At 56.3% G+C, this 23,744-nt stretch carries 25 protein-coding genes; 18 read left to right on the top strand and 7 right to left on the bottom strand.

Annotation, left to right across the window (positions count from 1 at the left end; translation table 11 throughout):
• Positions 1–345: a gamma-glutamylcyclotransferase family protein gene (locus tag ABIE11_RS15450; RefSeq protein WP_095280525.1), complete on the top strand. Its 345-nt coding sequence runs from the start codon at positions 1–3 to the stop codon at positions 343–345.
• Between the two features lie 42 nt (positions 346–387).
• Here ABIE11_RS15450 and ABIE11_RS15445 read toward each other — a convergent pair whose 3' ends face one another.
• From ABIE11_RS15445 to ppa, 3 genes are all read right to left on the bottom strand, one after another.
• The gene (locus ABIE11_RS15445) at positions 388–2,370 is read right to left on the bottom strand and encodes a TonB-dependent receptor domain-containing protein (protein ID WP_429184826.1); all 1,983 of its coding nucleotides are present in this window, start codon (positions 2,368–2,370) and stop codon (positions 388–390) included.
• A 73-nt stretch (positions 2,371–2,443) separates the two neighbouring features.
• Complete coding sequence (locus ABIE11_RS15440) at positions 2,444–3,514, bottom strand: YncE family protein (protein ID WP_429184825.1); 1,071 nt, start codon at positions 3,512–3,514, stop codon at positions 2,444–2,446.
• 185 nt (positions 3,515–3,699) lie between these two features.
• Positions 3,700–4,230 (bottom strand): inorganic diphosphatase, encoded by a 531-nt coding sequence (ppa, locus tag ABIE11_RS15435; protein ID WP_064324598.1) that lies wholly within the window; start codon positions 4,228–4,230, stop codon positions 3,700–3,702.
• Between the two features lie 306 nt (positions 4,231–4,536).
• Here ppa and ytfQ point away from each other — a divergent pair, with 306 nt between their 5' ends.
• The 5 genes from ytfQ to ABIE11_RS15410 all read left to right on the top strand — a co-directional run bounded on the left by ytfQ (position 4,537) and on the right by ABIE11_RS15410 (position 10,792).
• Positions 4,537–5,493 (top strand): galactofuranose ABC transporter substrate-binding protein YtfQ, encoded by a 957-nt coding sequence (gene ytfQ, locus ABIE11_RS15430; RefSeq protein ID WP_095284160.1) that lies wholly within the window; start codon positions 4,537–4,539, stop codon positions 5,491–5,493.
• Between the two features lie 110 nt (positions 5,494–5,603).
• Complete coding sequence (gene ytfR / locus ABIE11_RS15425) at positions 5,604–7,106, top strand: galactofuranose ABC transporter, ATP-binding protein YtfR (RefSeq protein ID WP_129035706.1); 1,503 nt, start codon at positions 5,604–5,606, stop codon at positions 7,104–7,106.
• Positions 7,107–7,116: 10 nt separating this feature from the next.
• Complete coding sequence (ytfT, locus tag ABIE11_RS15420) at positions 7,117–8,142, top strand: galactofuranose ABC transporter, ATP-binding protein YtfT (RefSeq protein WP_102104468.1); 1,026 nt, start codon at positions 7,117–7,119, stop codon at positions 8,140–8,142.
• A complete protein-coding gene (yjfF, locus tag ABIE11_RS15415; RefSeq protein WP_429184824.1) occupies positions 8,129–9,130 on the top strand; it encodes a galactofuranose ABC transporter, permease protein YjfF in 1,002 nt (333 codons plus the stop codon). The genes ytfT and yjfF overlap by 14 nt, the downstream gene beginning before the upstream one ends.
• Before the next feature lie 93 nt (positions 9,131–9,223).
• Positions 9,224–10,792 carry a methyl-accepting chemotaxis protein gene (locus ABIE11_RS15410; RefSeq protein WP_102104470.1) on the top strand — a complete coding sequence of 523 codons (1,569 nt, stop codon included), beginning with the start codon at positions 9,224–9,226 and terminating at the stop codon, positions 10,790–10,792.
• 34 nt (positions 10,793–10,826) lie between these two features.
• Here ABIE11_RS15410 and ABIE11_RS15405 read toward each other — a convergent pair whose 3' ends face one another.
• Complete coding sequence (locus tag ABIE11_RS15405; RefSeq protein ID WP_100777842.1) at positions 10,827–11,120, bottom strand: helix-turn-helix domain-containing protein; 294 nt, start codon at positions 11,118–11,120, stop codon at positions 10,827–10,829.
• A gap of 148 nt (positions 11,121–11,268) precedes the next feature.
• A complete protein-coding gene (fbp, locus tag ABIE11_RS15400) occupies positions 11,269–12,267 on the bottom strand; it encodes a class 1 fructose-bisphosphatase (RefSeq protein WP_100777841.1) in 999 nt (332 codons plus the stop codon).
• Between the two features lie 198 nt (positions 12,268–12,465).
• On the opposite strand from fbp, the gene mpl reads away from it, so the two are divergent.
• Positions 12,466–13,842: a UDP-N-acetylmuramate:L-alanyl-gamma-D-glutamyl-meso-diaminopimelate ligase gene (mpl, locus tag ABIE11_RS15395; protein ID WP_102104471.1), complete on the top strand. Its 1,377-nt coding sequence runs from the start codon at positions 12,466–12,468 to the stop codon at positions 13,840–13,842.
• A gap of 63 nt (positions 13,843–13,905) precedes the next feature.
• Here the strand turns inward: mpl and yjgA are convergent, their stop codons facing one another.
• On the bottom strand, positions 13,906–14,457 hold the full coding sequence (yjgA, locus tag ABIE11_RS15390) for a ribosome biogenesis factor YjgA (RefSeq protein WP_095280536.1): 552 nt from the start codon (positions 14,455–14,457) through the stop codon (positions 13,906–13,908).
• 94 nt (positions 14,458–14,551) lie between these two features.
• Between yjgA and pmbA the strand changes: the two genes are divergently transcribed.
• Both pmbA and cybC read left to right on the top strand, forming a co-directional pair.
• Positions 14,552–15,904 (top strand): metalloprotease PmbA, encoded by a 1,353-nt coding sequence (gene pmbA, locus ABIE11_RS15385; RefSeq protein WP_429184823.1) that lies wholly within the window; start codon positions 14,552–14,554, stop codon positions 15,902–15,904.
• Positions 15,905–16,005: 101 nt separating this feature from the next.
• Positions 16,006–16,392, top strand: a complete 387-nt coding sequence (cybC, locus tag ABIE11_RS15380) for a cytochrome b562 (protein WP_100777838.1) — start codon at positions 16,006–16,008, stop codon at positions 16,390–16,392.
• Between the two features lie 69 nt (positions 16,393–16,461).
• On the opposite strand, the gene ABIE11_RS15375 is transcribed toward cybC, so the two are convergent.
• Entirely contained in the window at positions 16,462–16,617 is a 156-nt protein-coding gene (locus tag ABIE11_RS15375) for a Hok/Gef family protein (RefSeq protein ID WP_100777837.1), read from the bottom strand.
• A 412-nt stretch (positions 16,618–17,029) separates the two neighbouring features.
• Between ABIE11_RS15375 and ABIE11_RS15370 the strand changes: the two genes are divergently transcribed.
• From ABIE11_RS15370 to ABIE11_RS15330, 9 genes are all read left to right on the top strand, one after another.
• Positions 17,030–17,368 (top strand): glycine dehydrogenase, encoded by a 339-nt coding sequence (locus ABIE11_RS15370; protein WP_100777836.1) that lies wholly within the window; start codon positions 17,030–17,032, stop codon positions 17,366–17,368.
• An 11-nt stretch (positions 17,369–17,379) separates the two neighbouring features.
• Positions 17,380–17,742 carry an SFCGS family glycine-rich protein gene (locus ABIE11_RS15365; protein WP_100777835.1) on the top strand — a complete coding sequence of 121 codons (363 nt, stop codon included), beginning with the start codon at positions 17,380–17,382 and terminating at the stop codon, positions 17,740–17,742.
• A 2-nt stretch (positions 17,743–17,744) separates the two neighbouring features.
• Positions 17,745–18,044 carry a DUF4312 family protein gene (locus ABIE11_RS15360; RefSeq protein ID WP_100777834.1) on the top strand — a complete coding sequence of 100 codons (300 nt, stop codon included), beginning with the start codon at positions 17,745–17,747 and terminating at the stop codon, positions 18,042–18,044.
• A 22-nt stretch (positions 18,045–18,066) separates the two neighbouring features.
• Entirely contained in the window at positions 18,067–18,843 is a 777-nt protein-coding gene (locus ABIE11_RS15355; RefSeq protein WP_095280543.1) for a DUF4311 domain-containing protein, read from the top strand.
• Positions 18,844–18,856: 13 nt separating this feature from the next.
• Positions 18,857–19,498 carry a DUF4310 family protein gene (locus ABIE11_RS15350; protein ID WP_095280544.1) on the top strand — a complete coding sequence of 214 codons (642 nt, stop codon included), beginning with the start codon at positions 18,857–18,859 and terminating at the stop codon, positions 19,496–19,498.
• Positions 19,499–19,540: 42 nt separating this feature from the next.
• Positions 19,541–20,674, top strand: a complete 1,134-nt coding sequence (locus ABIE11_RS15345) for an amidohydrolase/deacetylase family metallohydrolase (protein WP_429184822.1) — start codon at positions 19,541–19,543, stop codon at positions 20,672–20,674.
• A complete protein-coding gene (locus ABIE11_RS15340; RefSeq protein WP_100777832.1) occupies positions 20,658–21,776 on the top strand; it encodes a DgaE family pyridoxal phosphate-dependent ammonia lyase in 1,119 nt (372 codons plus the stop codon). The genes ABIE11_RS15345 and ABIE11_RS15340 overlap by 17 nt, the downstream gene beginning before the upstream one ends.
• Positions 21,773–22,513: a 2-dehydro-3-deoxy-phosphogluconate aldolase gene (gene dagF / locus ABIE11_RS15335; RefSeq protein WP_429184821.1), complete on the top strand. Its 741-nt coding sequence runs from the start codon at positions 21,773–21,775 to the stop codon at positions 22,511–22,513. Before ABIE11_RS15340 ends, dagF begins: the two co-directional genes overlap by 4 nt.
• A 77-nt stretch (positions 22,514–22,590) precedes the next feature.
• Positions 22,591–23,736 (top strand): lactonase family protein, encoded by a 1,146-nt coding sequence (locus ABIE11_RS15330; protein WP_429184820.1) that lies wholly within the window; start codon positions 22,591–22,593, stop codon positions 23,734–23,736.
• Positions 23,737–23,744 lie beyond the last annotated feature (8 nt).

The raw sequence follows: 23,744 nt of genomic DNA, 5'->3' as shown, positions 1-23,744 counted from the left end.
ATGCGAATATTTGTATACGGCAGTTTACGAACCAGGCAGGGCAACAGTCACTGGATGACGAACGCCCAGTTGCTGGGAAATTACAATATCGAGAACTACCAGTTGTACAGTCTGGGCCACTATCCAGGCGCGGTTCCGGGGAACGGGACGGTACAGGGTGAGGTTTATCGTATTGATAACGCTACACTTGCCGAACTTGATGCCTTGCGCACCAGGGGCGGTGAATATGCACGCCAGTTGATCCAGACCCCGTATGGCAGTGCATGGATGTACGTGTACCAGCGTCCGGTCGATGGATTGAAACTGATTGAAAGCGGTAACTGGTTAGACAGAGACCAGTACTGATAAAAACAACGCCACCTTCGGGTGGCGTTGTTTTTGGTACCCTTAAAACTCGATGCGCGCGCCAAGATTATACCGGCGCCCTTCGAGCTGCCCGTATTCTCCCCACGACGTTTCGCGTTTCGGATCCACATCAAACAGGTTGTAAATCCCCGCCAGCAGCTGCGTATTCTTATTCAGCTTGTAGCGCGCACCGATATCGACCAGCGTGTAAGCCTCATACTTCGTGCCGCTGTTGCTGTCCCGGTTACTGCTACGGTAGTTCGCGTTGCTCCACAGATCCAGCGACTGCGTTGCCGCCCAGTTCAGTGACAGGTTCGCCATGTGGCGCGGATAGTCGTTGAGCGCGAAGCCTTTATTCACGCCGGATTTCTGCTCGCTGTGGTTGTAGGTGTAGTTCGCATTCGCTTTCAGATCCTGAGTGATCTGCCAGTCGCCATTCAGCTCGATACCGTAAACATCCGCTTTGCTGACGTTAAAGTATTTATCGACGGAATCCGCTTTATAGCCGTTCACTTCGCACTGGTTGGTGGCGGTGGTTTCGCAAATCGTCTGCTCGGAGATTTTGTCCTTAAACTGGGTGTAGAAGACGGTGCCGTCCAGCGATACGGCTTCCCCGGTCCAGTAGAGGCCCGTTTCGGCGTTGAGGCTTTTCTCCGGTTTCAGATCGTCGTTACCCACGGTCAGGAACGGGTACGGCGGCGTTGATCCGTGCGGCGTGACAAACTGATCGGAGGTGGCGCGCAGCTCTGGTTTTTTATAGCCAGCGGAGATCCCGCCTTTTAGTGCCCAGGCGTCAGAAATCGCCCAGTTGCCGTACAGTTTTGGCGTGATGTGCGCGCCGAAGTAGCTGTCGTAATCGCCGCGCGCGGAGGTGGTCAAGGTAAAGTCGTTAATCGTCCAGCCATCTTCCGCGAACAGCGCCCAGCCGTTGCGGGTCACTTTGGTGACCGGCTCGACGCCCGGCAGCGTTTTGCCCGACTCATAGAAGTGGTCGTTCAGCTCTTCGCGCGTGAAGTTCGCGCCGACGGTGAGCTTATGGTTATCGAAGGTAAAAGTGGTTTGCGAGTTGGCGACGTAGTTTTCCGTCTGCACGTACTCCGGCGAGGTGTTATCGAGCAGGTACTTCGAACGCCCTTTCTCGTAGTTGATGTAGTTAGTGGTGGCAATGGTGTCATCCGCATACCAGCCGGTGTGGGTGAGCGTCACGGCGTCGCGATCGAATTTCCACATCCACGGCGTACCGCGTTTTTTGGTGCGATTTTTTTCCTGCTCGCCAACAACCACATTCAGGTCAAAGAGGTTATTTTCGCTGGCCTTGAGGCCCAGGGTGGCATCGACGGATTTACGGTTGTGCTTGCCGAAGTAGTTCTGGCGCTCGTCATCGCGGCGATCCAGCCCGTCGGCGGCAATGCTCAGGCCGAGTTTGTCCTGGATGAGCGGTCCCATCGCGAACAGGTTCAGCTGGCTGGTGTTGCCCAGATCTTTATGCTCCTGCAGCCAGGTATTGGCGGCGATAGCGCCGGTCCAGTCGGCCACGCCGTAGGGTTTTTTGGTGATCACGTTCACCACGCCGCCGATGGCGTCAGAGCCGTACAGGGATGACATCGGGCCGCGAATCACTTCGATGCGTTCGATGGCTTCCATTGGCGGTAAAAAGCCTGCTTCGGCACCGATATCCTGGCCGTAGGGGCGCGATTCGCTGGTGTTCTGCTTCACGCTGTTGACCATAAACGCCGTGTAGCTCGAATCCATACCGCGCATCATGATGCTGCCGTTGGCCATATCGCTGCCGCCGTTAGAGACCGACACGCCGGGGATATTTTTAATCGCGTCGCCGATGGTCTGGTCGGGCTGAATATCCAGCGTTTTGCGATCGATACTTGAAATCGTCGCGGGCGCTTCTTTTTTCTGTTGTGAAAAGCCGGTGGCGGTGACCACCATTTCATCATCTGCCTGCGCGGGTAAAACCAGTGTGCCGGTTAACGCCACCATGCCTGTGAACGTAATAAATTGACGCGTTTTCATAGCCATAAACCCAAAAGGAAAAATAAAAAAACACCCTGCGGTCTTACGCCGCAAGGTGTGGTGGATGATGAAATCAGAGCTTATCGAGCGTGATTTTGATGACGTAATCCGGTTTCTCTTTTGCCACTTTCTCGTCTTGTTTAATGCTGGCGTACAGCACGTTACCGTCGGAGGAGAGGGCGAGGCTGTTCGGCATCGCATTGGTCGCAATGCTGTTTTTCAGCTGGTACGTCTGGCTGTCGATAATGCTGATGAGCTTGGCGTTGCGGTGCGTGACGTAAACTTCGTGACGCTTTTCGTTATAGAGCACCGCCAGCGAGTTGGTGACGTCGATGTGCTGGAGCACCTTGCCGGTAGTGATATCCACCACCAGCACCTTCGGTAAATCCGGGTCGGTGAGGAAGGCGCGGTTGTTTTTGCTGTCGAGGGCGATATTCAGAAAGAAGTGTTTTTTCTCTGGTTCGACGCTGAACCGGCTGACGATGGTATCGCTTTGGGTATCAACAGCGATCAGTTCGTTGCGGCCATTCACCACGTACAGACGGTTTTTCTCCGCGTCCAGCGCCAGCCCGGTCGGGTACTCACCCATATTGGTCAGCGTGTTGATGAGCTGACGCTTTTTCGTATCCACCACCCAGACGATGCCTTTCTCCACCACGCCGGTGACGTACAGGCGGTGATGCTGTTTATCGAGCACCATTTCGCGGGTGTGGGCGATATCTTTCGGATTGCTGGTGTCGGCGAGTTGAATCACGGCCAGCTCTTTGCCGGTGCGCGTATCGATAAGCGTCACGGAGCCTTCGAGGGTATTGCCCACGTAAAGCGTCTGACTCTCTTCGTCCAGCACGGTTGCAAACGCGCGGCGCGTGGTTTCAATGACGCCCGTGCCGGTCAGATCTTCCAGGTCCAGCTTGTAGATTTTGCCGTTGGTTTTGTCTTTATCAAAAGAGGGGGCGCTGGCGGCAAACAGCACCTTTGCCTCTCCGTCGTAGGCCAGTTCGTAGACACCGTGGCCCACGGGCTGGGCGATAAAGTTTTTCTCTGGCAGGGGGGCCGAGTAACCAGACACGCTGGTCAGCATAAAAGCAGCAGTAACCGCGAGTGCGGCGGAGGCTTTGAGGGTCTTCACATTGTGTAGGGTCATTGACGTTTATTCACATTTATTTACGAAGTGAAAATGATAATGATATCTACTCTCATTATCAATTGAGTTGTGTGAACAACGGCTACCTTTTCTGGTAGGACAATAACCGGTTAATTGTTAAGGGGATATGGAATGACAGGCACAAAAAAGCCCCGACTCGCGGGGCTTAGCATTGGGCGTAAGAATTACTTCTTAGCAGCGCGCTCGAAGGATGCAACGATTTCAGCTTTCGCTGCTTCTGCGTTGTCCCAGCCGTCAACTTTAACCCATTTGCCTTTTTCGAGATCTTTGTAGTGCTCGAAGAAGTGAGTGATCTGCGCTTTCAGCAGTTCTGGCAGGTCGTTCACATCTTTAATGTGATCGTACTCTTTGCTCAGCTTGGTGTGCGGAACCGCAACCAGTTTCGCATCTTCACCGGCTTCGTCGGTCATTTTCAGAACGCCAACCGGACGGCAGCGAACCACAGAACCTGGGGCCAGTGGGTATGGCGTTGGAACCAGCACGTCTACCGGGTCACCGTCCAGAGACAGGGTGTGGTTGATGTAACCGTAGTTGCACGGGTAGAACATCGCAGTGGACATGAAACGGTCAACGAACAGCGCACCGGTGTCTTTGTCGATTTCGTATTTGATAGGATCTGCGTTGGCCGGGATTTCGATAACAACGTAGATGTCTTCCGGCAGTTCTTTACCCGCAGGGACGTTGAGTAAGCTCATGTGAGTGTCCTATATGTATGCTAAACAAGTGGCGAGTATTATAGCCAACTCGCGCCGAAAGTCTCCGCCTGTTTTCATTCTCATCCGCATCCTGGTGCCATTTTCAGACCCTTTCCATGACAGGAAAATCCATAAACTCAGCCGCATATTTAATGGGCGAATGAAAGCGATTACAAACTTGTGATTAACGTTTTATTCACTTTTCTGAAGTGTGATGTAACGCAATCCGTTACATCGCCCATTGGCTATAGTTTTTTCGCAGAACATCTTTTGACCAACAATAACCTGGGCTACGAGGGCATCATTATGTGGAAGCGCTTACTTCTTGTCACAGCAGTTTCGGCAGCCATGTCGTCTATGGCGATGGCCGCACCATTAACCGTCGGTTTTTCGCAGGTTGGCTCGGAATCAGGCTGGCGAGCGGCGGAAACCAATGTCGCGAAAAGCGAAGCCCAAAAGCGCGGCATCACGCTGAAAATCGCCGATGGCCAGCAAAAACAGGAAAACCAGATTAAAGCGGTGCGCTCGTTTATCGCCCAGGGCGTTGACGCCATCTTCATCGCGCCGGTGGTGGCGACGGGCTGGGAACCGGTGCTGAAAGAAGCCAAAGACGCTGAAATCCCCGTATTCCTGCTCGACCGTTCCATTGATGTCAAAGACAAATCTCTCTATATGACCACCGTCACCGCCAACAACGTGCTCGAAGGGCAGCTGATCGGCGACTGGCTGATTAAGCAGGTGGATGGCAAGCCGTGTAACGTCGTCGAACTGCAAGGCACCGTCGGCGCGAGCGTGGCGATTGACCGTAAGAAAGGCTTTGCGGAAGCCATCGCCAAAGCGCCAAACATCAAAATCATCCGTTCTCAGTCCGGCGACTTTACCCGCAGTAAAGGTAAAGAGGTTATGGAGAGCTTCATCAAAGCGGAAAACAACGGCAAAAACATCTGCATGGTTTACGCCCATAACGACGACATGGTGATCGGTGCGATTCAGGCGATCAAAGAAGCGGGCCTGAAACCGGGCAAAGATATTCTCACCGGCTCTATCGACGGCGTACCGGATATCTACAAAGCGATGATCGACGGCGAAGCGAATGCCAGCGTCGAGCTGACGCCAAACATGGCTGGCCCGGCGTTTGATGCCCTTGAGAAATTCAAGAAAGACGGCACCAAACCTGAACAGCTGACCATCACCAAATCGACCCTCTATCTGCCAGATACGGCGAAAGAAGAGTTAGAGAAGAAGAAAAACATGGGCTACTAAGCCTTTAAGCCAGGAAAAAAGCCGGGTGGCGCTGCGCTTGCCCGGCCTACAGTACACGCTTTTGTAGGCCGGATAAGCGTAGCGTCATCCAGCTTGATGCAGGGGGAACCATGACCGTTGAACAACACCAGGAAATCCTCCGAACCGAAGGATTAAGCAAATTCTTCCCCGGCGTGAAAGCGCTGGATAACGTCGATTTCAGCCTGCGACGCGGTGAGATTATGGCGCTGCTCGGTGAAAACGGCGCCGGGAAATCGACGCTGATCAAGGCCTTAACCGGGGTATATCACGCCGATCGCGGCAGCATCTGGCTGGAAGGCAACGCCATTTCACCGAAAAATACCGCTCACGCCCAGCAGCTGGGCATCGGGACCGTATACCAGGAAGTGAACCTGCTGCCGAACATGTCGGTGGCGGATAACCTGTTTATTGGCCGTGAGCCGCGTCGGTTTGGCCTGCTGCGCCGAAAAGAGATGGAGGCGCGTGCCACCCGGCTGATGGAATCCTACGGTTTCTCCCTCGACGTGCGCGAGCCGCTGAACCGCTTTTCCGTAGCGATGCAGCAGATTGTCGCCATTTGCCGGGCCATCGATCTCTCTGCCAAAGTGCTGATCCTCGATGAACCCACCGCCAGCCTCGATACCCAGGAAGTGGAAATGCTCTTCACCCTGATGCGCCAGCTGCGCGATCAGGGCGTCAGCCTGATCTTCGTTACCCACTTCCTCGATCAGGTCTATCAGGTCAGCGATCGTATTACGGTTCTGCGCAACGGCAGTTTTGTCGGCTGCCGCGACACCCGCGAGCTGCCGCAGATCGAACTGGTCAAAATGATGCTGGGTCGCGAGCTGGACACCCATGCGCTGCAACGCGCGGGCCGCACACTGCTGAGCGACAAACCCGTCGCCGCCTTCAAAGATTTCGGCAAAAAAGGGACCATCACGCCGTTCAACCTGGAAGTGCGTCCCGGCGAAATTGTCGGTCTGGCGGGCCTGCTGGGGTCCGGTCGCACCGAAACCGCCGAGGTGATCTTCGGCATCAAGCCCGCCGACAGCGGCAGCGCGATGATCAAAGGCAAACCGCAAACTCTGCGATCGCCGCATCAGGCCTCGTGTCTGGGGATCGGTTTTTGCCCGGAAGATCGTAAAACCGACGGCATCATTGCCGCTGCTTCGGTGCGCGAAAATATCGTTCTGGCGTTACAGGCGCAGCGCGGCTGGCTACGGCCCATTCCGAAGCGCGAGCAGATCGCCATCGCCGAACGCTTTATCCGCCAGCTGGGTATTCGTACTCCCAGCCCTGAACAGCCGATTGAGTTTCTCTCCGGCGGCAATCAGCAAAAAGTGTTGCTCTCCCGCTGGCTGCTGACCAAACCGCAGTTCCTGATCCTCGATGAGCCGACACGCGGTATCGACGTTGGCGCGCACGCGGAAATTATTCGCCTGATCGAAACGCTCTGCGCCGACGGTCTGGCGCTGCTGGTTATCTCATCCGAGCTTGAAGAGCTGGTGGGATATGCCGATCGCGTGATTATCATGCGCGATCGCAAGCAGGTGGCAGAGATCCCGCTGGATGAACTCTCCGTTCCGGCGATCATGAATGCCATCGCGGCATAAGGAGTCAATCGTGATGTCCCGTTCTCTTCCGAAGCCTGGCGAGTCCAGGCGCCGCTTCAGCTGGCCTACCGGCACGCCGCAAATTGTGGCGCTGCTACTGGTGCTGGTGGTGGACAGCCTCGTTGCGCCGCACTTTTTCCAGATCATTTTGCAGGATGGGCGGCTGTTCGGTAGCCCCATCGATATCCTAAACCGCGCGGCACCGGTGGCGTTGCTGGCGATCGGTATGACGCTGGTGATTGCCACCGGCGGCATTGATCTCTCTGTGGGGGCGACCATGGCTATCGCCGGCGCGACTGCCGCCTCGATGACGGTCGCCGGGCACAGTCTGCCTGTGGTGATTTTAGCGGCGCTGGGCACTGGGGTGCTGGCGGGGTTGTGGAACGGGATCCTCGTTTCGCTTCTCAAAATTCAGCCGTTCGTCGCAACCTTAATTCTGATGGTGGCCGGGCGCGGCGTGGCGCAGCTGATTACCTCCGGGCAGATCGTCACCTTTGACTCACCGTCGCTGGCGTGGATCGGCAGCGGCAAGCTGCTGCTGTTCCCGACGCCGGTGATCATCGCCCTTGTCACGCTGATCGTATTCTGGCTGTTTACCCGCAAAACGGCGCTGGGGATGTTTATCGAAGCGGTCGGGATCAACATTCGCGCCGCGAAAAATGCGGGCGTCAGCACCCGTATGGTGGTGATGCTGACCTATGTGCTGAGCGGTGTCTGCGCGGCGATTGCCGGGATCATCGTCGCCGCCGATATTCGCGGCGCTGATGCCAACAACGCCGGGCTGTGGCTGGAGCTGGACGCCATTCTGGCGGTGGTGATTGGCGGCGGATCGCTGATGGGTGGGCGCTTTAACCTGCTGCTGTCGGTGATTGGCGCGCTGATTATCCAGGGGATGAACACCGGTATTCTGCTTTCGGGCTTCCAGCCGGAGCTGAATCAGGTGGTGAAAGCGGTGGTTGTGCTCTGCGTGCTGATTGTTCAGTCGTCGCGCTTTATTAGCATCATCAAGGGGATTCGCGGCCATGATAAAACGTAATTTACCGCTCATGATCACGCTGGGGGTCTTCGTGCTGGGCTATCTCTACTGCCTGACGCAATTCCCCGGTTTCGCCTCCACGCGCGTGATTTGCAACATTCTGACGGATAACGCCTTTCTCGGGATCATCGCTGTCGGCATGACCTTCGTGATCCTCTCCGGCGGGATCGATCTCTCCGTCGGCTCGGTGATCGCTTTTACCGGCGTATTCCTCGCCAAAGCGATCGGTTTCTGGGGGATCTCGCCGCTGCTGGCCTTCCCGCTGGTGCTGGCGATGGGCTGCGCGTTTGGCGCGTTCATGGGACTGCTGATCGATTCCCTGAAGATCCCGGCGTTTATCATTACCCTCGCCGGGATGTTCTTCCTGCGCGGCGTGAGCTATCTGGTGTCGGAAGAGTCAATTCCGATTAACCACCCGATCTACGACACGCTCTCAAGCCTGGCGTGGAAAATCCCCGGCGGAGGGCGTCTGAGCGCGATGGGCCTGCTGATGTTAGGTGTGGTGGTGATCGGCATTTTCCTCGCCCATCGCACCCGTTTTGGTAACCAGGTGTACGCCATCGGCGGCAGCGCGATCTCGGCGAATCTGATGGGGATCTCCACCCGCAGCACGACCATTCGCATCTATATGCTCTCGACGGGGCTGGCGACGCTGGCGGGGATTGTCTTCTCCATCTACACCCAGGCGGGCTACGCGCTGGCGGGCGTGGGCGTAGAGCTGGATGCGATTGCATCGGTGGTGATTGGCGGCACGCTGTTGAGTGGCGGCGTGGGGACAGTGCTTGGGACACTGTTTGGCGTGGCGATCCAGGGGCTTATTCAGACCTACATCAACTTCGACGGCACGCTGAGTTCCTGGTGGACCAAAATCGCGATTGGCATTTTGTTGTTCATCTTTATCGCGCTGCAGCGAGGCCTGACGGTGCTGTGGGAAAACCGCCTCAGCTCGCCTGTGACGCGCGTTAGCACCACACCGCTCAACAGATAACACCCTGAATTTGCTTGAAGTGTAAACTTTTTCCGGTAGCGGTCGATAACCTTTATTTCTGTCCAGAAATATCTCGCTACCGGAAATAACATCATGCTGAAAACGCTATCGATTCGTACCGGCTTGCTTTCGTTACTGGCCGTTATGACCCTTCTGCTGCTGATTGTCAGCGGCATTGGCATTTATGCCCTCACACAGAGTTCCTCTTCTTTACAGCGCATCAATCACCTTCAGGGTGAACAGATGGTGCAGCTCAACGCGGGTTACACGCTGATTTTGCGTGCGCGCAATGAGGCGGGTCAGGCCGTTCGGCTGATGGAGATCGGCATGCTGGATGATGCCGCCAAATCCGTGCAGAACATCAATCGCGAAGTTGCCCAGGCGCAAAAAACGCTGAAAGGGGTGATCGACGGCGGCATTGATAATCCGAAAGGGCAGCAACTGCTGGATAAGGTGGCGGCGAGTTTTGCCACCTATAACGCCGAAGGGATCACCCCGATGGTGGCTGCCCTTAACCAGCAAAGCGCCGATGCCTATTACGATCTGCTGGAGAACAAGCTGATTCCGGTCGCGCGCCAGTTTGATAACGATATGCAGGCGTTCCAGTCGTGGAGCGAAAAGCGCGGGAAATCGGAAGTGAAAGCGGTGCAGTCGAGCAAAAACCGGGTGATGCTGCTGATCGTGATCGCCGCGCTGCTGACCGCCGGGATCATTGTGCTGGCGTGGCTGTCCCTGCGCCATATGCTGCTCAAGCCGCTTCTGGCTTCTATCGCCCAGCTTGAACATGTGGCGGCGGGCGATCTGACTCACAGCCTGAACGCGCCGACCAGTCAGGAGTTTAACCGCCTGAATGCGGCTATCGAAGAGATGCGCCAGTCGCTGATGGGCTCCGTCATGCGCGTGCGTGATGCCAGCTCGCAGATTGACACGGGCAGCCGGGAACTGACGGCAGGTAACCTGGATCTAGCCCAGCGCACGGAATCCACGGCAACCTCCCTTGAGCAAACGGCGGCCAGCATGGAAGAGATCACCGCCACCGTGAAGCAAAACGCCGATAACGCCGAGCAGGCGCATCAGCTGGCGAAACGCGTCTCGGATACCGCCGATCACGGCAGCGAAATGGTGTGCTATGTGATTGAAAAAATGCGCGATATCTCAGGCAGCTCTGCGCGCATCGCCGACATTCTGAGTGTGATTGACGGCATCGCCTTCCAGACCAACATCCTGGCGCTTAACGCCTCGGTGGAAGCGGCGCGTGCGGGCGAGCAGGGACGTGGGTTTGCGGTGGTGGCCGGGGAAGTGCGTAATCTCGCCAGCCGAAGCGCCGATGCGGCGAAAGAGATCCGCACTCTCATCAGCGATTCGCAGACTCACGTCAGCGAAGGGAGCGAGCTGGCGCAACAGGCCGGTGAGACGATGGATGAGATTGCAACGGAAGTGCTGCGCATGACCAAACTGATGCGTGAGATCGCCAACGCGTCGCTTGAGCAGAGTCGAGGTATTGAGCAGGTGAATATTGCCGTCAATCAGATGGATGAGACAGCGCAGCAAAATGCCGCGCTGGTACAACAATCTTCCGCCGCGACGCGTTCCCTTGAAGAGCAGTCGCGCGAACTGATTGAAGCGATGTCATCGTTTAAACTGTCGGCGCAAACGGCCTGATAATAATAAACCCTGGCGTATAACGCGTCAGGGTTTATGCTTCCGCAGTATTCACCGCACCAATATTTTCATGAATATCAGCCATTAAATTTTCCAGCGAATTTGTCAATTCTAACGCTTTTGGCGTTGGCTCAAGATATAAGCCTTTACGAATAAATAATGGCTCGTCAAAAAGCTGATTAAAACGTTTCAACGCGAGGCTGACGGCGGGGCGGGACATCTCAAGACGCACAGAGGCTTTCGCCATGCTGCCGCATCGGACAATCTCAATAAAAACGGGAATGAGGTTTAAATCAATACCGGTGTTTGCACGAGAATAATTTTGCATCGCGTCGGGCGCTCCTCTGAATAAATAGTTAACTGTTCAGAATAATGCGCGAGAGGGCGGGAAGATTAAAGCGCCATTTTTATATTCATTTATACGGTAAAATATATAAATGAAAAAAGGGGGAGCAACGCTCCCCATGTTAAAAACGTTATGCGTCCGGGTATTCGCGGATCAGACGCTCAACGTCTTCGACCATATGATCGTTGCCAACAAAGAACGAGCGGCGCTGATGCAGGCTTTCCGGAATGATATCCAGAATGCGCTCTTTACCGTCGCTCGCCTTGCCGCCGGCCTGTTCGGCCAGGAACGCCATTGGGTTGCATTCGTACAGCAGGCGCAGTTTCCCTTCCGGGTGGCTGGCGGTGCTTGGGTAGAGATAGATGCCGCCTTTCAGCAGGTTGCGGTGGAAATCCGCCACCAGAGAGCCGATGTAGCGCGAGGTGTAGGGGCGTTGGGTTAACTTATCTTCTTCCTGGCAGAACTTGATGTATTTCTTCACGCCGTTCGGGAATTTGATGTAGTTACCTTCGTTGATGGAGTAGGTGCTGCCACTCGCAGGGTAACGCATACGCTCCTGGCACAGGCAGAACACGCCCAGTGACGGATCGTATGTAAAGGCGTGAACGCCGCAGCCGGTGGTGTAAACCAGCATGGTGGAAGAGCCGTAAACCACATACCCGGCCGCGACCTGCTTGCTGCCCGGCTGGAGGAAATCTTCTTCAGTGACCGGCGTACCGACCGGGGTCACGCGGCGATAGATAGAGAAAATCGTGCCGACAGAAACGTTAACGTCGATGTTTGAGGAGCCATCCAGCGGGTCCATCAGAACGACATATTTAGCATGCTCGCATCCTTCGAAAACAACGATTTCATCTTCTTCTTCGGAGGCGATCCCTGCGACGATGTCGCGTGCGCGCAGTGCCGCTTTCAGTTTTTCATTCGCGAACAGATCGAGCTTCTGCTGAACCTCGCCCTGCACGTTTTCGGCACCGCTGGCACCCAGGATATCGACCAGACCGGCCTTGTTGATATCGCGGTGGATGATCTTCGCGCCGAGCTTTATTGCCGACAGCAAAGCAGTGAGCTCACCGGTAGCATGAGAGAACTCGTGCTGCTTTTCGACAATAAATTCACCTAACGTTTTCATAACACTTTCCCTGCATCGTATGTGAGTAAAGCGATCGTATGTTGCGTATAAAGCCTGAAGTCCAACAATCTTAACAAACATTCAAATATTAGCGCAGAGGTGAATCGCGCCAGCAAAATACGGATTTACCTGAAATGCGTTTCTCTGGCGCTGACATGTGAGTAAAATGTGCGCCACACAGAAGAGGGATAGTGACGTATGCGCATTCATATATTGGGGATTTGTGGCACATTCATGGGCGGACTGGCGATGCTGGCGCGCTCTTTAGGCCATGAGGTGACAGGTTCGGACGCCAATGTGTATCCGCCGATGAGCACGTTGCTTGAGAAGCAGGGTATCGACCTGATTTCAGGATATGACGCCAGTCAGCTCGATTCTGAGCCTGACCTGGTGATTATCGGCAACGCCATGACCCGTGGTAATCCGTGTGTGGAAGCGGTGCTGGAACGCAACATTCCATTCATGTCCGGCCCTGAGTGGCTGCATGATTTCGTACTGCGCGATCGCTGGGTGCTGGCCGTTGCCGGTACGCACGGCAAAACCACCACCGCCGGTATGGCGACCTGGATCTTAGAAGCTTGCGGCTACAAGCCGGGCTTTGTGATCGGCGGCGTACCGGGGAATTTCGACGTCTCCGCGCGTCTGGGCGACAGCCCGTTTTTTGTGATTGAAGCGGACGAATACGACTGCGCGTTCTTTGATAAGCGTTCCAAATTCGTACATTACTGCCCGCGCACACTGATCCTCAATAATCTTGAGTTCGATCACGCGGATATCTTTGACGATCTGAAAGCCATTCAGAAACAGTTCCATCACCTGGTGCGAATCGTGCCGGGACAGGGCCGCATCATCTACCCGGAAAACGACATCAATCTGAAACAGACGATGGCGATGGGCTGCTGGAGCGAGCAGGAGCTGGTGGGCGAGCAGGGCCACTGGCAGGCGAAAAAACTGACCACCGACGCCTCCGAATGGGAAGTGCTGCTGGACGGTGAGAAAGTGGGTGAAGTGAAGTGGGAGCTGGTCGGCGAACACAACATGCATAACGGTTTGATGGCGATTGCCGCCGCGCGTCACGTAGGTGTGCTGCCTGCCGATGCCGCGAATGCGCTCAATTCGTTCATCAATGCCCGTCGTCGTCTCGAACTGCGCGGCGAAGCCAACGGCGTGACCGTGTACGACGATTTCGCCCATCACCCCACGGCAATCCTCGCTACGCTGGCTGCCCTGCGCGGCAAAGTGGGCGGTACGGCGCGTATTCTGGCGGTGCTGGAACCACGCTCGAACACCATGAAAATGGGGATCTGCAAAGACGATCTCGCGCCGTCGTTAGGCCGTGCGGATGAAGTCTTCCTGCTGCAACCGCAGCATATTCCGTGGCAGGTCGCGGAAGTTGCTGAAGCCTGTGTGCAGCCTGCGCACTGGCATGCGGACGTAGACACGCTGGCCGATATGATCGTGAAAACGGCACAGCCGGGCGATCACATTCTGGTGATGAGTAACGGCGGTTTTGGTGGGATACATCAGAAACTGCTGGATGGTCTGGCGAAGAAAGCAGAAGCGGTAGAGCAGTAGAGTAACCGCTGTCCGGCCTACGGGGACGTAGGCCGGATAAGTGCAGCGTTATCCGGCAAAAATTTAACCTTCGTTCTCAGCCAGCTCGCGCAGATACTGGAAAATCAGGCGCGCAGATTTCGGCGGCTTATTCCCTTCTTTCTCTTTCTTCGCGTTACGGATAAGCGAACGTAACTGCTGACGGTCGGCGTCCGGCCACAGGTTCAACACTTCTGCGACTGCGTCGTCGCCATTGTCGACCAGACGGTCGCGGATCTGTTCCAGCTTATGGAACAGCGCAACCTGCTGGTTGTGGCGGTTCTTCAGCTTGTCCAGCGCCTGGCGAATCGGTTCTACATCGCGCTGGCGCAGCATTTTACCGATCAGCTGCAGCTGACGGCGGCGGCCTTCTTTTTTGATTCGTTGGGCCAGTTCAATGGCTCCGCGCAGATCCGGGTCGAGCGGGAGTTTATCCAGCGCGTTTTTACCCAGCTCTACCATTTCCGCACCAAGTTGCTTTAACTCTTCGGCGTCGCGTTTAATTTCACTTTTACTGACCCAGATGATTTCATCATCTTCGTCTTCGATGTCATCACCGGGAACGTCGTCGAGCCAGTCTTCGGGCTGCTTAGTCATGTCAGGCTCCTTAAAAAAGAGGCTAATGTTACCAGTTAAGACGCGCACTGAAAAACGGTTCTCTGTTAGACTTCAGATAACTCCCTCTTACAGTATGGCATTTGCGATGAAAGTAACCTCACAAGTTGAAGCGCAGCGTAAGATTCTTGAAGAAGCGGTATCCACAGCACTGATGCTGGCATCAGGCCAATCCGATGGCGCCGAAGTGGCGGTCAGCAAGACCACGGGCATTAGCGTCAGCACCCGCTTTGGCGAAGTGGAAAACGTTGAATTTAACAGTGACGGCGCGCTGGGGATTACGGTTTATCACCAGAATCGCAAAGGCAGCGCCTCTTCGACGGATTTAAGCCCGGATGCGATCGCCCGCACCGTGCAGGCGGCGCTGGATATTGCGCGCTACACCTCGCCGGACCCGTACGCAGGCGTGGCAGACAAAGAGCTGCTGGCATTTGACGCGCCGGATCTCGACCTGTTCCATCCGGCTGAAGTGACGCCGGACGAAGCCATCGAGTTCGCTGCCCGCGCCGAGCAAGCTTCTCTGAAAGCAGATAAACGCATCACGAACACCGAAGGCGGCAGCTTCAACAGCCACTACGGCATCAAAGTATTCGGCAACAGCCACGGCATGCTGCAGGGCTACTGCTCGACGCGCCATTCGCTCTCCAGCTGCGTGATTGCAGAAGAAAACGGTGACATGGAGCGTGATTACGCCTACACCATTGGCCGCGCGATGGGCGATTTGCAGTCGCCAGAGTGGGTCGGCGAAGAGTGCGCAAAACGCACCCTTTCCCGTTTGTCGCCGCGCAAACTCTCCACCATGAAAGCGCCCGTGATTTTTGCCAATGAAGTGGCAACCGGCCTGTTTGGTCATCTGGTTGGTGCGATTGCAGGTGGCGCGGTGTACCGCAAATCCACCTTCCTGCTCGACGCGCTCGGCACGCAAATCCTGCCAGAATGGCTGACCATCGAAGAGCATCCACACCTGCTGAAAGGGCTGGCGTCTACGCCGTTCGACAGCGAAGGCGTGCGCACGGAGCGTCGCGATATCATCAAAGACGGCGTGCTGACGCAGTGGCTGCTGACCAACTACTCTGCGCGCAAGCTGGGGCTGAAAAGCACCGGTCACGCGGGCGGCATCCACAACTGGCGTATTGAAGGCCAGGGTCTGAGTTTTGAACAGATGCTGAAGCAGATGGGCACCGGTCTGGTGGTCACTGAGCTGATGGGCCAGGGTGTGAGCGGTATTACCGGGGACTACTCGCGCGGTGCGGCGGGGCTCTGGGTTGAAAACGGTGAAATTCAGTATCCGGTGAGCGAAATTACCATCGCCGGCAACTTAAAAGATATGTGGCGCAATATTGTTACGGTCGGTAACGATATTGAAACGCGCAGCAATATACAGTGTGGTTCAGTGCTGTTGCCGGAGATGAAAATCGCCGGTCAGTAATACCCGTCCTGTTTCGGGCAGCAGGTGCGTTGAGTGTGCGCGTGCCTGCACCCCGAATGCGGCAGGTATGACTTTTTTCATAATAAAAAAGGATGTGAGCAATGTATAAGAGCCTGTTAGCCGTCGTCGTCGCTTCAACGCTGGTCATGAGTTCGGCTGCCTTCTCCGCCGATCTTGAAGACAATATGGATACCCTCAGCACCAATCTGAAAGTGGTGCAAAAAACGGATAATGCGACGGAAATGAAAGACGCATTAACCAAAATGCGCGCCGCCGCGCTCGACGCGCAAAAAGCGACGCCGCCGAAGCTGGAAAACGCAGCTCCCGACAGCGCCGAGATGAAAGATTTCCGCCACGGCTTTGACGTGCTGGTCGGTCAGATCGACGGTGCGCTGAAGCTGGCCAACGAAGGTAAAGTCAAAGAGGCCCAGGCCGCGGCTGACGGCTTTGTCACCACCCGCAATGAGTACCACAAAAAGTATCGTTAATTGGGTGCCTGAGCTGTACGCCCATCCTCGTGAAGCGGAGGCATAATCCCTGCCTCCGCATTTAGCTCCTTACTTCCAGGAGCGGCAGTCCATCCGCGCAACTAACTCTAGCGAACCCTGACGAAAACGGATTTCGCAAAGCGTTTTGCGGTTTATCAGAGATAAGATGATTATTGTCAAAGCAACAATCATCAGAGCCCTGATAATCGGTTTCTGCTGCTTCATGGATGCCTCCTTGGCAGCGGGTAAGGCATTACTTCACGTGGTAAGACGTGTTGTTCCAGCCCCGACCCTGATTTAAATTCAGATAGGGGCTTTCCACTTTCCGTCCCATGCATGAGACGGTCAGTCTCAAGCACCCACGCGCACTTTACCGAATCCCCATAAGAAAACCTTATCCAGTTCACATTTCTACGAGCCTGCTCGTAAACTTTTTCGTTCTCTTTCCTGCCGTTTGACCACCGAATAGCGTGATATTCATCACGCAAATCCAGCTGATAATTCATATTCACCGCAATTATGTGGCACAGATCACTGGTGCCGCTCTCCTTTCCACTTCGAAGTGGAAAACAACTCGCTACAAACAAATAACCGCCAGCGTTAGTTTTATTCCAGAGCCATTAACGGGGTAAGACGAGTGATTAACGGAGCGGTAATGAACGACGTTGGGGAACAGGCAGCGCAGACGGCACAGCTCGCCGACACCATGCTGGAGCAGGTATTCACTCTGCTTCGCCATCACAACATCATTCCCAATGACGTCCAGGTTCAGATGCTGACGTCCCACGTTCGCGCAATGGCGCACCGGTCCGTGACCGGCGAACCGCTGCCGGACGTAGAAGCTGACCTGTTTGACGAAATTTCTGCAGATTCAATGCGGCTTGCCCGCGAAGTGGTCGCGCAGTTTGGCAACCTTCCTGATGAAGAAGCCTGGCTGCTCTCCGTTCACTTCGAAGTCGCGAAAGACAACCTTTAAGGAGCACTACCATGGAACAAATTACTGTTGTGATTGGCGATCGTCTGGGCAAAGGCCAGAAAGTGGCTATCGGCGTTGAAAAAGCAGGCGGACGTGCGGTTGTCGTGCCAGGCGTGGCGGCAGACATGAAACTGGGCGACGTTATGAAAGCGGAAAACGCCACTTTCGGCATCTCTTTCTGCGGCAGCGGCGGCGCGGGTGCAATCACCGCACAGACCAAATATGGCTACAAAGCGAAATACGGCATGCGTTCAGTGGAAGAGGGCGTCACTGCCATTAACGAAGGCTGCAACGTGCTGGGCTTCGGCTTTATGGATAAAGAAGAGCTGGGCGAGCGTCTGGTTCAGGCGTGGCAGAAGAAGCACGGCGCCTGAGCATGAAAGAGCAATTCACCACCACGGTGAGAGTGAAAGGCAAAGGCGAGATGAAATCCCGCGCCTTTGCCGACGCGCTAAACCACGTTCAGGCCGCGGTGATGAAAGCATCGCCGCATATCTTACTGCGTATTGAGCCACAGGATGTGCAGGTTGTTCAGGCGCAAGAAGCGGTGCGTAAGGAAGCTTTTCTGTACTTCTTTTTGCGCCGGGAAAGACGCACCTACAGCGTGGAGCTGGATGTGACCGTCAACGTGACCGCCATCAATCTCGACAAGGTGGACTTTGTCACGCAACGCTGATTCTTACTAATAGGGCAGACTAATGTTCCTGATAATTTTAATAAAATCGCTCATCATCGGCGGCCTGGTTGGCGTCGGCGTGGGCGCCGGGGCTGCACGCATGTTTCATGCGCCTACCACACAGGGTATGGGCGCGTTTCGTACGTTGGGGGAACTGAACTCCTGTGAAGGGGACCCTGCGTCTCACTTCTCCTTTGGTCTGGGGTTCTTCTTTAACGCCTGGGCATCGTCAGTGGCTGCGGGGGCATTCACTCAAGACGTTGACCATCGCATCATCCCGAACTGGGGTGCGGCGGCGCTGATGCTGAAAAACCGCAACGTGGGCGAAACACTGCACGACCCACGCAAAATGGCGATTGCCTGCGGCATCATCGGCATGTTCGTGGTCACCTTCCTGAACCTCACCGCCTCGTCCGTTCCCGCTGCCCTGCAGGTCACCGCCGTGAAGGTGCTGGTTCCGGCAGCGAACCTGCTGGTGAACACCGTGATGCCTGTGATTTTCTGGCTGGCGGCTATCGATGCGGGCAAAAAATCGGGCTTCTGGGCGACCGTGTTTGGCGGCGCAGCGCAGCTGATTATGGGGAACGCCGTACCGGGTCTGGTGCTGGGTATTCTGATCGGTAAGGGCGTTGAGGAGAGCGGCTGGAACCACGTCACCAAAGTGATGATGGTCGCCATCGTGCTGCTGTTCGTTCTGAGCGGCTTCTTCCGCGGCTTCGACATGAAGATGATCGAATCCTTCCATCTGACCGTGCCGAACTGGCTCGATCTGATCCACAGCTCGCTCAGCGGCAAATAACAGGAGCCTCGACATGGAACAGAATAAAGGTTTTTGGTATGCCGACTGGTCGTTCCCGATCTTCGTTGGCCTGCTCTCTTCCGGCGTCTTCGCCGGGACGCACATGTACTACCTGTACGGCATCGGCGCGTTTAACGAAGTGGCTTTCGTGGCGATGCTGAAAGCGGGTATCGACACTGGTGTTTACGGTGCGGTCGCGGCGTTCGGCGCAAGCTTCCTGTTCGCCCGTATCATCGAAGGCTCCCTGGTGGGGATCCTGGATATCGGCGGTGCGATTCAGACCGGCGTGGGCCTCGGCGTTCCGGCGCTGCTGTTGGGCGCGGGGATCATGTTCCCGGTGACCAACTTTATCGCCTCGCTGGCGACCGGCCTGGTGATTGGTCTGGCGATTGGTTACGTGATCATTCTGGCGCGTAAATTCACCATCAATCAGAGCAACTCCACCTACGGGGCTGACGTGATGATGGGCGCGGGTAACGCCTCTGGCCGCTTCCTCGGGCCGTTGATTATTCTCAGCGCCATGACCGCCTCTATTCCGATTGGTATCGGTTCGCTGGTCGGTGCGCTGCTGTTTTACCTCTGGCAGAAGCCGATTACCGGCGGCGCGATCCTCGGCGCCATGATTTTAGGTTCGCTGTTCCCGGTGGCCCTTTAACTCCCACGGGCGCTCACGCGCCCGTCCTTTCAGGAGATACGCATGTTTGATTTACTCCTGCGCCGTGCGCGCCTGACCGACGATACCCTGACCGATATCGCCATCCAGGACGGTAAAATCGCAGCGCTGGGCGAGATTTCCACTCCCGCACATAAAACCGTCGAGCTGAACGGCGAAGTCTTTGTCAGCGCCGGCTGGATTGACTCCCACGTTCACTGCTATCCCAATTCTCCGATCTACCACGATGAGCCAGACAGCGTCGGCATCGCCACGGGCGTGACCTCGGTGGTGGACGCGGGCAGTACCGGCGCAGATGACGTGGACGACTTCTACGAAATTACCCGCAAAGCCTCAACGGAGGTTTTTGCCCTGCTGAACATCTCCCGCGTGGGGCTGATCGCCCAGAACGAACTGGCGAACATGGCCAATATCGACGCCGATGCGGTGAAACAGGCCGTTGCACGCTACCCGGATTTCATCGTCGGCCTGAAAGCGCGCATGAGCAGCAGCGTGGTCGGCGAAAACGGCATCACGCCGCTGGAGCGCGCGAAAGCGATTCAGAAAGAGAACGGCGATCTGCCGCTGATGGTCCACATCGGTAACAATCCACCGAATCTCGACGAGATTGCCGAACTGCTCAGTTCCGGCGACATCATCACCCACTGCTATAACGGCAAACCGAACCGCATTCTGACGCCAGAGGGCGAACTGCGCGCCTCCGTCACCCGTGCGCTCAAGCGCGGCGTGCGACTGGACGTGGGCCACGGTACCGCAAGCTTTAGCTTTGAAGTGGCGAAACGCGCCATCGCGATGGGCATTCTGCCGCACACCATCAGCTCGGACATTTACTGCCGCAACCGTATTAATGGGCCGGTGGGCAGCCTGGCGAGCGTGATGTCGAAATTCCTCGCAATCGGCATGTCGCTTCCGCAGGTGATCGAGTGCGTCACCGCGAACGCCGCCGATGGCCTGCGTCTGGCCCATAAAGGCCGCATTCAGCCGGGTCTGGATGCCGACCTGACGCTGTTCACCGTTAAACGCCAGCCCACGCTGCTGGTGGATGCGGAAAACGACAGCCTGCAGGCTGAACATATTCTGGTGCCGCTTGCCGCGATCCGCGCGGGCAAGGGCTATATGACCGAACAAGGGAGTACGGAAAATGCCTTCGATTTATGAGAAATACAATTTAAAACAGGTGATTAACACCTCAGGCCGCATGACCGCGCTGGGCGTGTCGACGCCGCGCCCGGAAGTGGTGCAGGCGGCGATGGACGGCATGAACCAGTACTTCGAAATGAAAGATCTGGTGAATAAAACCGGAGAGTACATCGCGAAGCTGCTGGACGTGGAAGGGGCGACGGTGGTCTCGTGCGCGTCAGCAGGGATTGCCCAATCCGTAGCCGCGGTGCTGGTCAAGGACAGCGACTGGCTGCTGGAAAACCTGCACGTTACGCCGATTGAGAACAACGAAATCGTGCTGCCGAAAGGCCACAACGTCAACTTTGGCGCACCGGTTGGCACCATGGTTGCGCTCGGCGGCGGTAAACTGGTGGAAGCCGGTTACGCCAACGAGTGCTCCGCCGATCAGCTGGCGGCGGCGATCACTCCGCGCACGGCGGCGATCCTCTACATCAAATCGCACCATTGCGTGCAGAAAAGTATGCTCAGCGTTGAGCAGGCCGCAGTGGTCGCGCGAAAACACGATCTGCCGCTGATCGTCGATGCGGCGGCCGAAGAAGATCTTCATACCTACTATCGTTCCGGCGCGGATCTGGTGATCTACAGCGGCGCGAAAGCGATCGAAGGGCCAACCAGCGGCTTGGTGATTGGCAAAACCCAGTACGTAGAGTGGGTCAAACGCCAGACCGCGGGTATTGGCCGCGCGATGAAAGTGGGCAAAGAGGGGATTCTGGGCCTTACCTGCGCCATCGAACATTATCTGACGGCGACCAAAGAGAGCGGGGCAGAGATGGTGGCGAAGATGACGCCCTTTATTGATGCGCTGAATACGCTTAACGGCGTCACGGCCCGCGTGGTATGGGACAGCGCTGGCCGCGATATCGCTCGTACCGAAATTAAATTCGATGAAGCCACCACCGGCGTGGGCACCGGCGAGCTGGTCAGTCAGCTCAAGCAGGGCGAATACGCGATCTATTTCCGTGGCTACAAGGCCAACGAAGGGATTATCGAAGCGGATGTGCGCAGCGTCAGCGCCGATCAGCTGAACATTGTTTATCGCCGCATCCGCGAAGTCTTAAGCCAGGAGAAACAAGCATGAAACTGACCCCCAATTTCTATCGTGACCGCGTGTGCCTGAACGTGCTGGCCGGTTCCAAAGCCAACGCCAGCGCGATCTATGAAGCCGCAGAGGGCCATGTGCTGGTGGGCGTGCTCTCCAAAAATTATCCTGATGTGGCGAGTGCCGTCGCTGATATGCGCGAGTATGCAGCGCTGATCGACAACGCCCTCTCCGTCGGACTCGGGGCGGGCGATCCGAACCAGTCGGCGATGGTCAGCGAAATCTCTCGCCAGGTGCAGCCGCAGCACGTCAACCAGGTGTTCACCGGTGTGGCGACCAGCCGCGCACTGCTGGGGCAGAATGCGTCGGTGGTTAACGGTCTGGTCTCGCCAACGGGAACCGTCGGAATGGTCAAAATCTCCACCGGCCCGCAGAGCAGCGCGGCACCGGATGGTATCGTCCCGGTTGAGACGGCGATTGCCCTGCTGAAAGATTTCGGCGGCAGCTCCATCAAATACTTCCCGATGGGCGGCCTGAAATGCCGTGACGAATACCAGGCCGTTGCCGAAGCCTGTGCCCGCCACGATTTCTGGCTGGAGCCAACCGGCGGTATCGATCTGGAAAACTTCGAGGAGATCCTGCAGATCGCTCTCGACGCAGGTGTGAGCAAAATCATTCCGCATATTTATAGCTCGATTATCGACAAGGCCAGCGGCGATACTCGTCCTGAGGACGTGCGCACGCTGCTGGAAATGACGAAGACGTTGGTCAAGTAGTTCTCGCCTAGCCTGAACCCTCTCCCTTCGGAGAGGGCCGGGTGAGGGCATCACACCGCACAACACCAGGAGCCGCCATGCACACCCATCACCTGCTCGTCGCTTCACTCTCCCTGCTTGCCACCGCCGCCGTCGCACAACCCCAGTACGCCTGGGTCGGCACCTACAACCCGAACGGCGAAGGGCTGTACCGTTTTACGGTCGATCCCAACAATGGCGCGCTCGGGGAGAAAACCCTCGTGAGCCAGTTACCCAACGCGGCGCAGCTTACGGTTTCGCACGATGGCAAAACCCTCTATCTGGCGAGCGAAGCGGAGAAAGGGGTGATTCAGGCGTTACGCATCGGGGCAAACGGTGAACTGACCGAGCTGAATCAGGTGGCGTCCGGCGGGGCGGGACCTGTGTATGTGTCCCTGACGCCAGAGGGGCGTCATCTGCTGGTGGCGAACTATGTCAGCGGCTCGATTGCGGTGCTGCCCGTGAAGGCTGACGGCAGTCTGGGAGAGGCGACGGACACCCATCAGGATCAGGGCGAACCCGGTGCGGCGAAACCGGAAGCGGCTGTCGAAGGCAGCTTTGCCGTAAGTGATCATAACGGCCCTCACGCCCATATGATCGCCGCCGATCCGAGCGGGAAATATGTTTTTTCGACGGATCTCGGTCTGGATCGGATCTATCAGTACCGTTTTGACAAGCAAAGCGGAAAGCTCACTCCAAACGAGCCGCCGTTTATCAACGCCTCGTCTAAAGGTGCCGGGCCGCGCCATTTTGTCTTTACGCCGAAAGGCGATGGCCTGTGGCTGATCAACGAAGAGTCCTCGACCCTGACCTGGTATGCTCTGGATCAGGCCACCGGCACGCTGAAAGAGGGCAAATCGATCTCTTCCCTGCCGAAAGAGTATAAAGGCACCAGTTTTGCCGCAGGGCTGGCGTTGAGCGCTGATGGCCAGCAGCTGTACGTCGCGAACCGTTTGCATAACAGCATCGCGCACTTTAGGGTAACGGCCGAGGGCACGCTGGTGCATCAGGAGGATGTCTGGACCCGTGGCGATTACCCACGCTCTCTGACCCTGGATAAGCAGGGCCGCTGGCTGTACGTTATGAATCAGCGCAGCGATAACATCACCCGTTTTCGCGTTGCACCCGATGGCAAGCTAAGCTTCGAACCGGACTACACGCCGGTCGGCAGCCCATCACAGATGGTCATTTCAACCGGGCCATGAGCCGTAAG

This window comes from Lelliottia sp. 489, from assembly GCF_050435885.1.
Classification (GTDB): Bacteria; Pseudomonadota; Gammaproteobacteria; order Enterobacterales; family Enterobacteriaceae; genus Enterobacter; species Enterobacter nimipressuralis.
The sequence above is the reverse complement of the archived record's forward strand: the minus strand, read 5'-3'. Positions and strand labels throughout refer to the sequence as shown.

Coding starts and splice junctions, on each gene's coding strand:
- ABIE11_RS15350 (WP_095280544.1), top strand. CDS start 18,857: ATGGAACAGAATAAAGGTTTTTGGTATGCCGACTGGTCGTTCCCGATC.
- ytfR (WP_129035706.1), top strand. CDS start 5,604: ATGACCGTTGAACAACACCAGGAAATCCTCCGAACCGAAGGATTAAGC.
- mpl (WP_102104471.1), top strand. CDS start 12,466: ATGCGCATTCATATATTGGGGATTTGTGGCACATTCATGGGCGGACTG.
- ABIE11_RS15330 (WP_429184820.1), top strand. CDS start 22,591: ATGCACACCCATCACCTGCTCGTCGCTTCACTCTCCCTGCTTGCCACC.
- ABIE11_RS15440 (WP_429184825.1), bottom strand. CDS start 3,514: ATGACCCTACACAATGTGAAGACCCTCAAAGCCTCCGCCGCACTCGCG.
- ABIE11_RS15445 (WP_429184826.1), bottom strand. CDS start 2,370: ATGAAAACGCGTCAATTTATTACGTTCACAGGCATGGTGGCGTTAACC.
- ABIE11_RS15450 (WP_095280525.1), top strand. CDS start 1: ATGCGAATATTTGTATACGGCAGTTTACGAACCAGGCAGGGCAACAGT.
- pmbA (WP_429184823.1), top strand. CDS start 14,552: ATGGCATTTGCGATGAAAGTAACCTCACAAGTTGAAGCGCAGCGTAAG.
- ABIE11_RS15360 (WP_100777834.1), top strand. CDS start 17,745: ATGAAAGAGCAATTCACCACCACGGTGAGAGTGAAAGGCAAAGGCGAG.
- dagF (WP_429184821.1), top strand. CDS start 21,773: ATGAAACTGACCCCCAATTTCTATCGTGACCGCGTGTGCCTGAACGTG.
- ppa (WP_064324598.1), bottom strand. CDS start 4,230: ATGAGCTTACTCAACGTCCCTGCGGGTAAAGAACTGCCGGAAGACATC.
- fbp (WP_100777841.1), bottom strand. CDS start 12,267: ATGAAAACGTTAGGTGAATTTATTGTCGAAAAGCAGCACGAGTTCTCT.
- ABIE11_RS15405 (WP_100777842.1), bottom strand. CDS start 11,120: ATGCAAAATTATTCTCGTGCAAACACCGGTATTGATTTAAACCTCATT.
- ytfQ (WP_095284160.1), top strand. CDS start 4,537: ATGTGGAAGCGCTTACTTCTTGTCACAGCAGTTTCGGCAGCCATGTCG.
- ABIE11_RS15410 (WP_102104470.1), top strand. CDS start 9,224: ATGCTGAAAACGCTATCGATTCGTACCGGCTTGCTTTCGTTACTGGCC.
- ABIE11_RS15355 (WP_095280543.1), top strand. CDS start 18,067: ATGTTCCTGATAATTTTAATAAAATCGCTCATCATCGGCGGCCTGGTT.
- ABIE11_RS15375 (WP_100777837.1), bottom strand. CDS start 16,617: ATGAAGCAGCAGAAACCGATTATCAGGGCTCTGATGATTGTTGCTTTG.
- cybC (WP_100777838.1), top strand. CDS start 16,006: ATGTATAAGAGCCTGTTAGCCGTCGTCGTCGCTTCAACGCTGGTCATG.
- yjgA (WP_095280536.1), bottom strand. CDS start 14,457: ATGACTAAGCAGCCCGAAGACTGGCTCGACGACGTTCCCGGTGATGAC.
- ABIE11_RS15340 (WP_100777832.1), top strand. CDS start 20,658: ATGCCTTCGATTTATGAGAAATACAATTTAAAACAGGTGATTAACACC.
- ABIE11_RS15345 (WP_429184822.1), top strand. CDS start 19,541: ATGTTTGATTTACTCCTGCGCCGTGCGCGCCTGACCGACGATACCCTG.
- ABIE11_RS15365 (WP_100777835.1), top strand. CDS start 17,380: ATGGAACAAATTACTGTTGTGATTGGCGATCGTCTGGGCAAAGGCCAG.
- yjfF (WP_429184824.1), top strand. CDS start 8,129: ATGATAAAACGTAATTTACCGCTCATGATCACGCTGGGGGTCTTCGTG.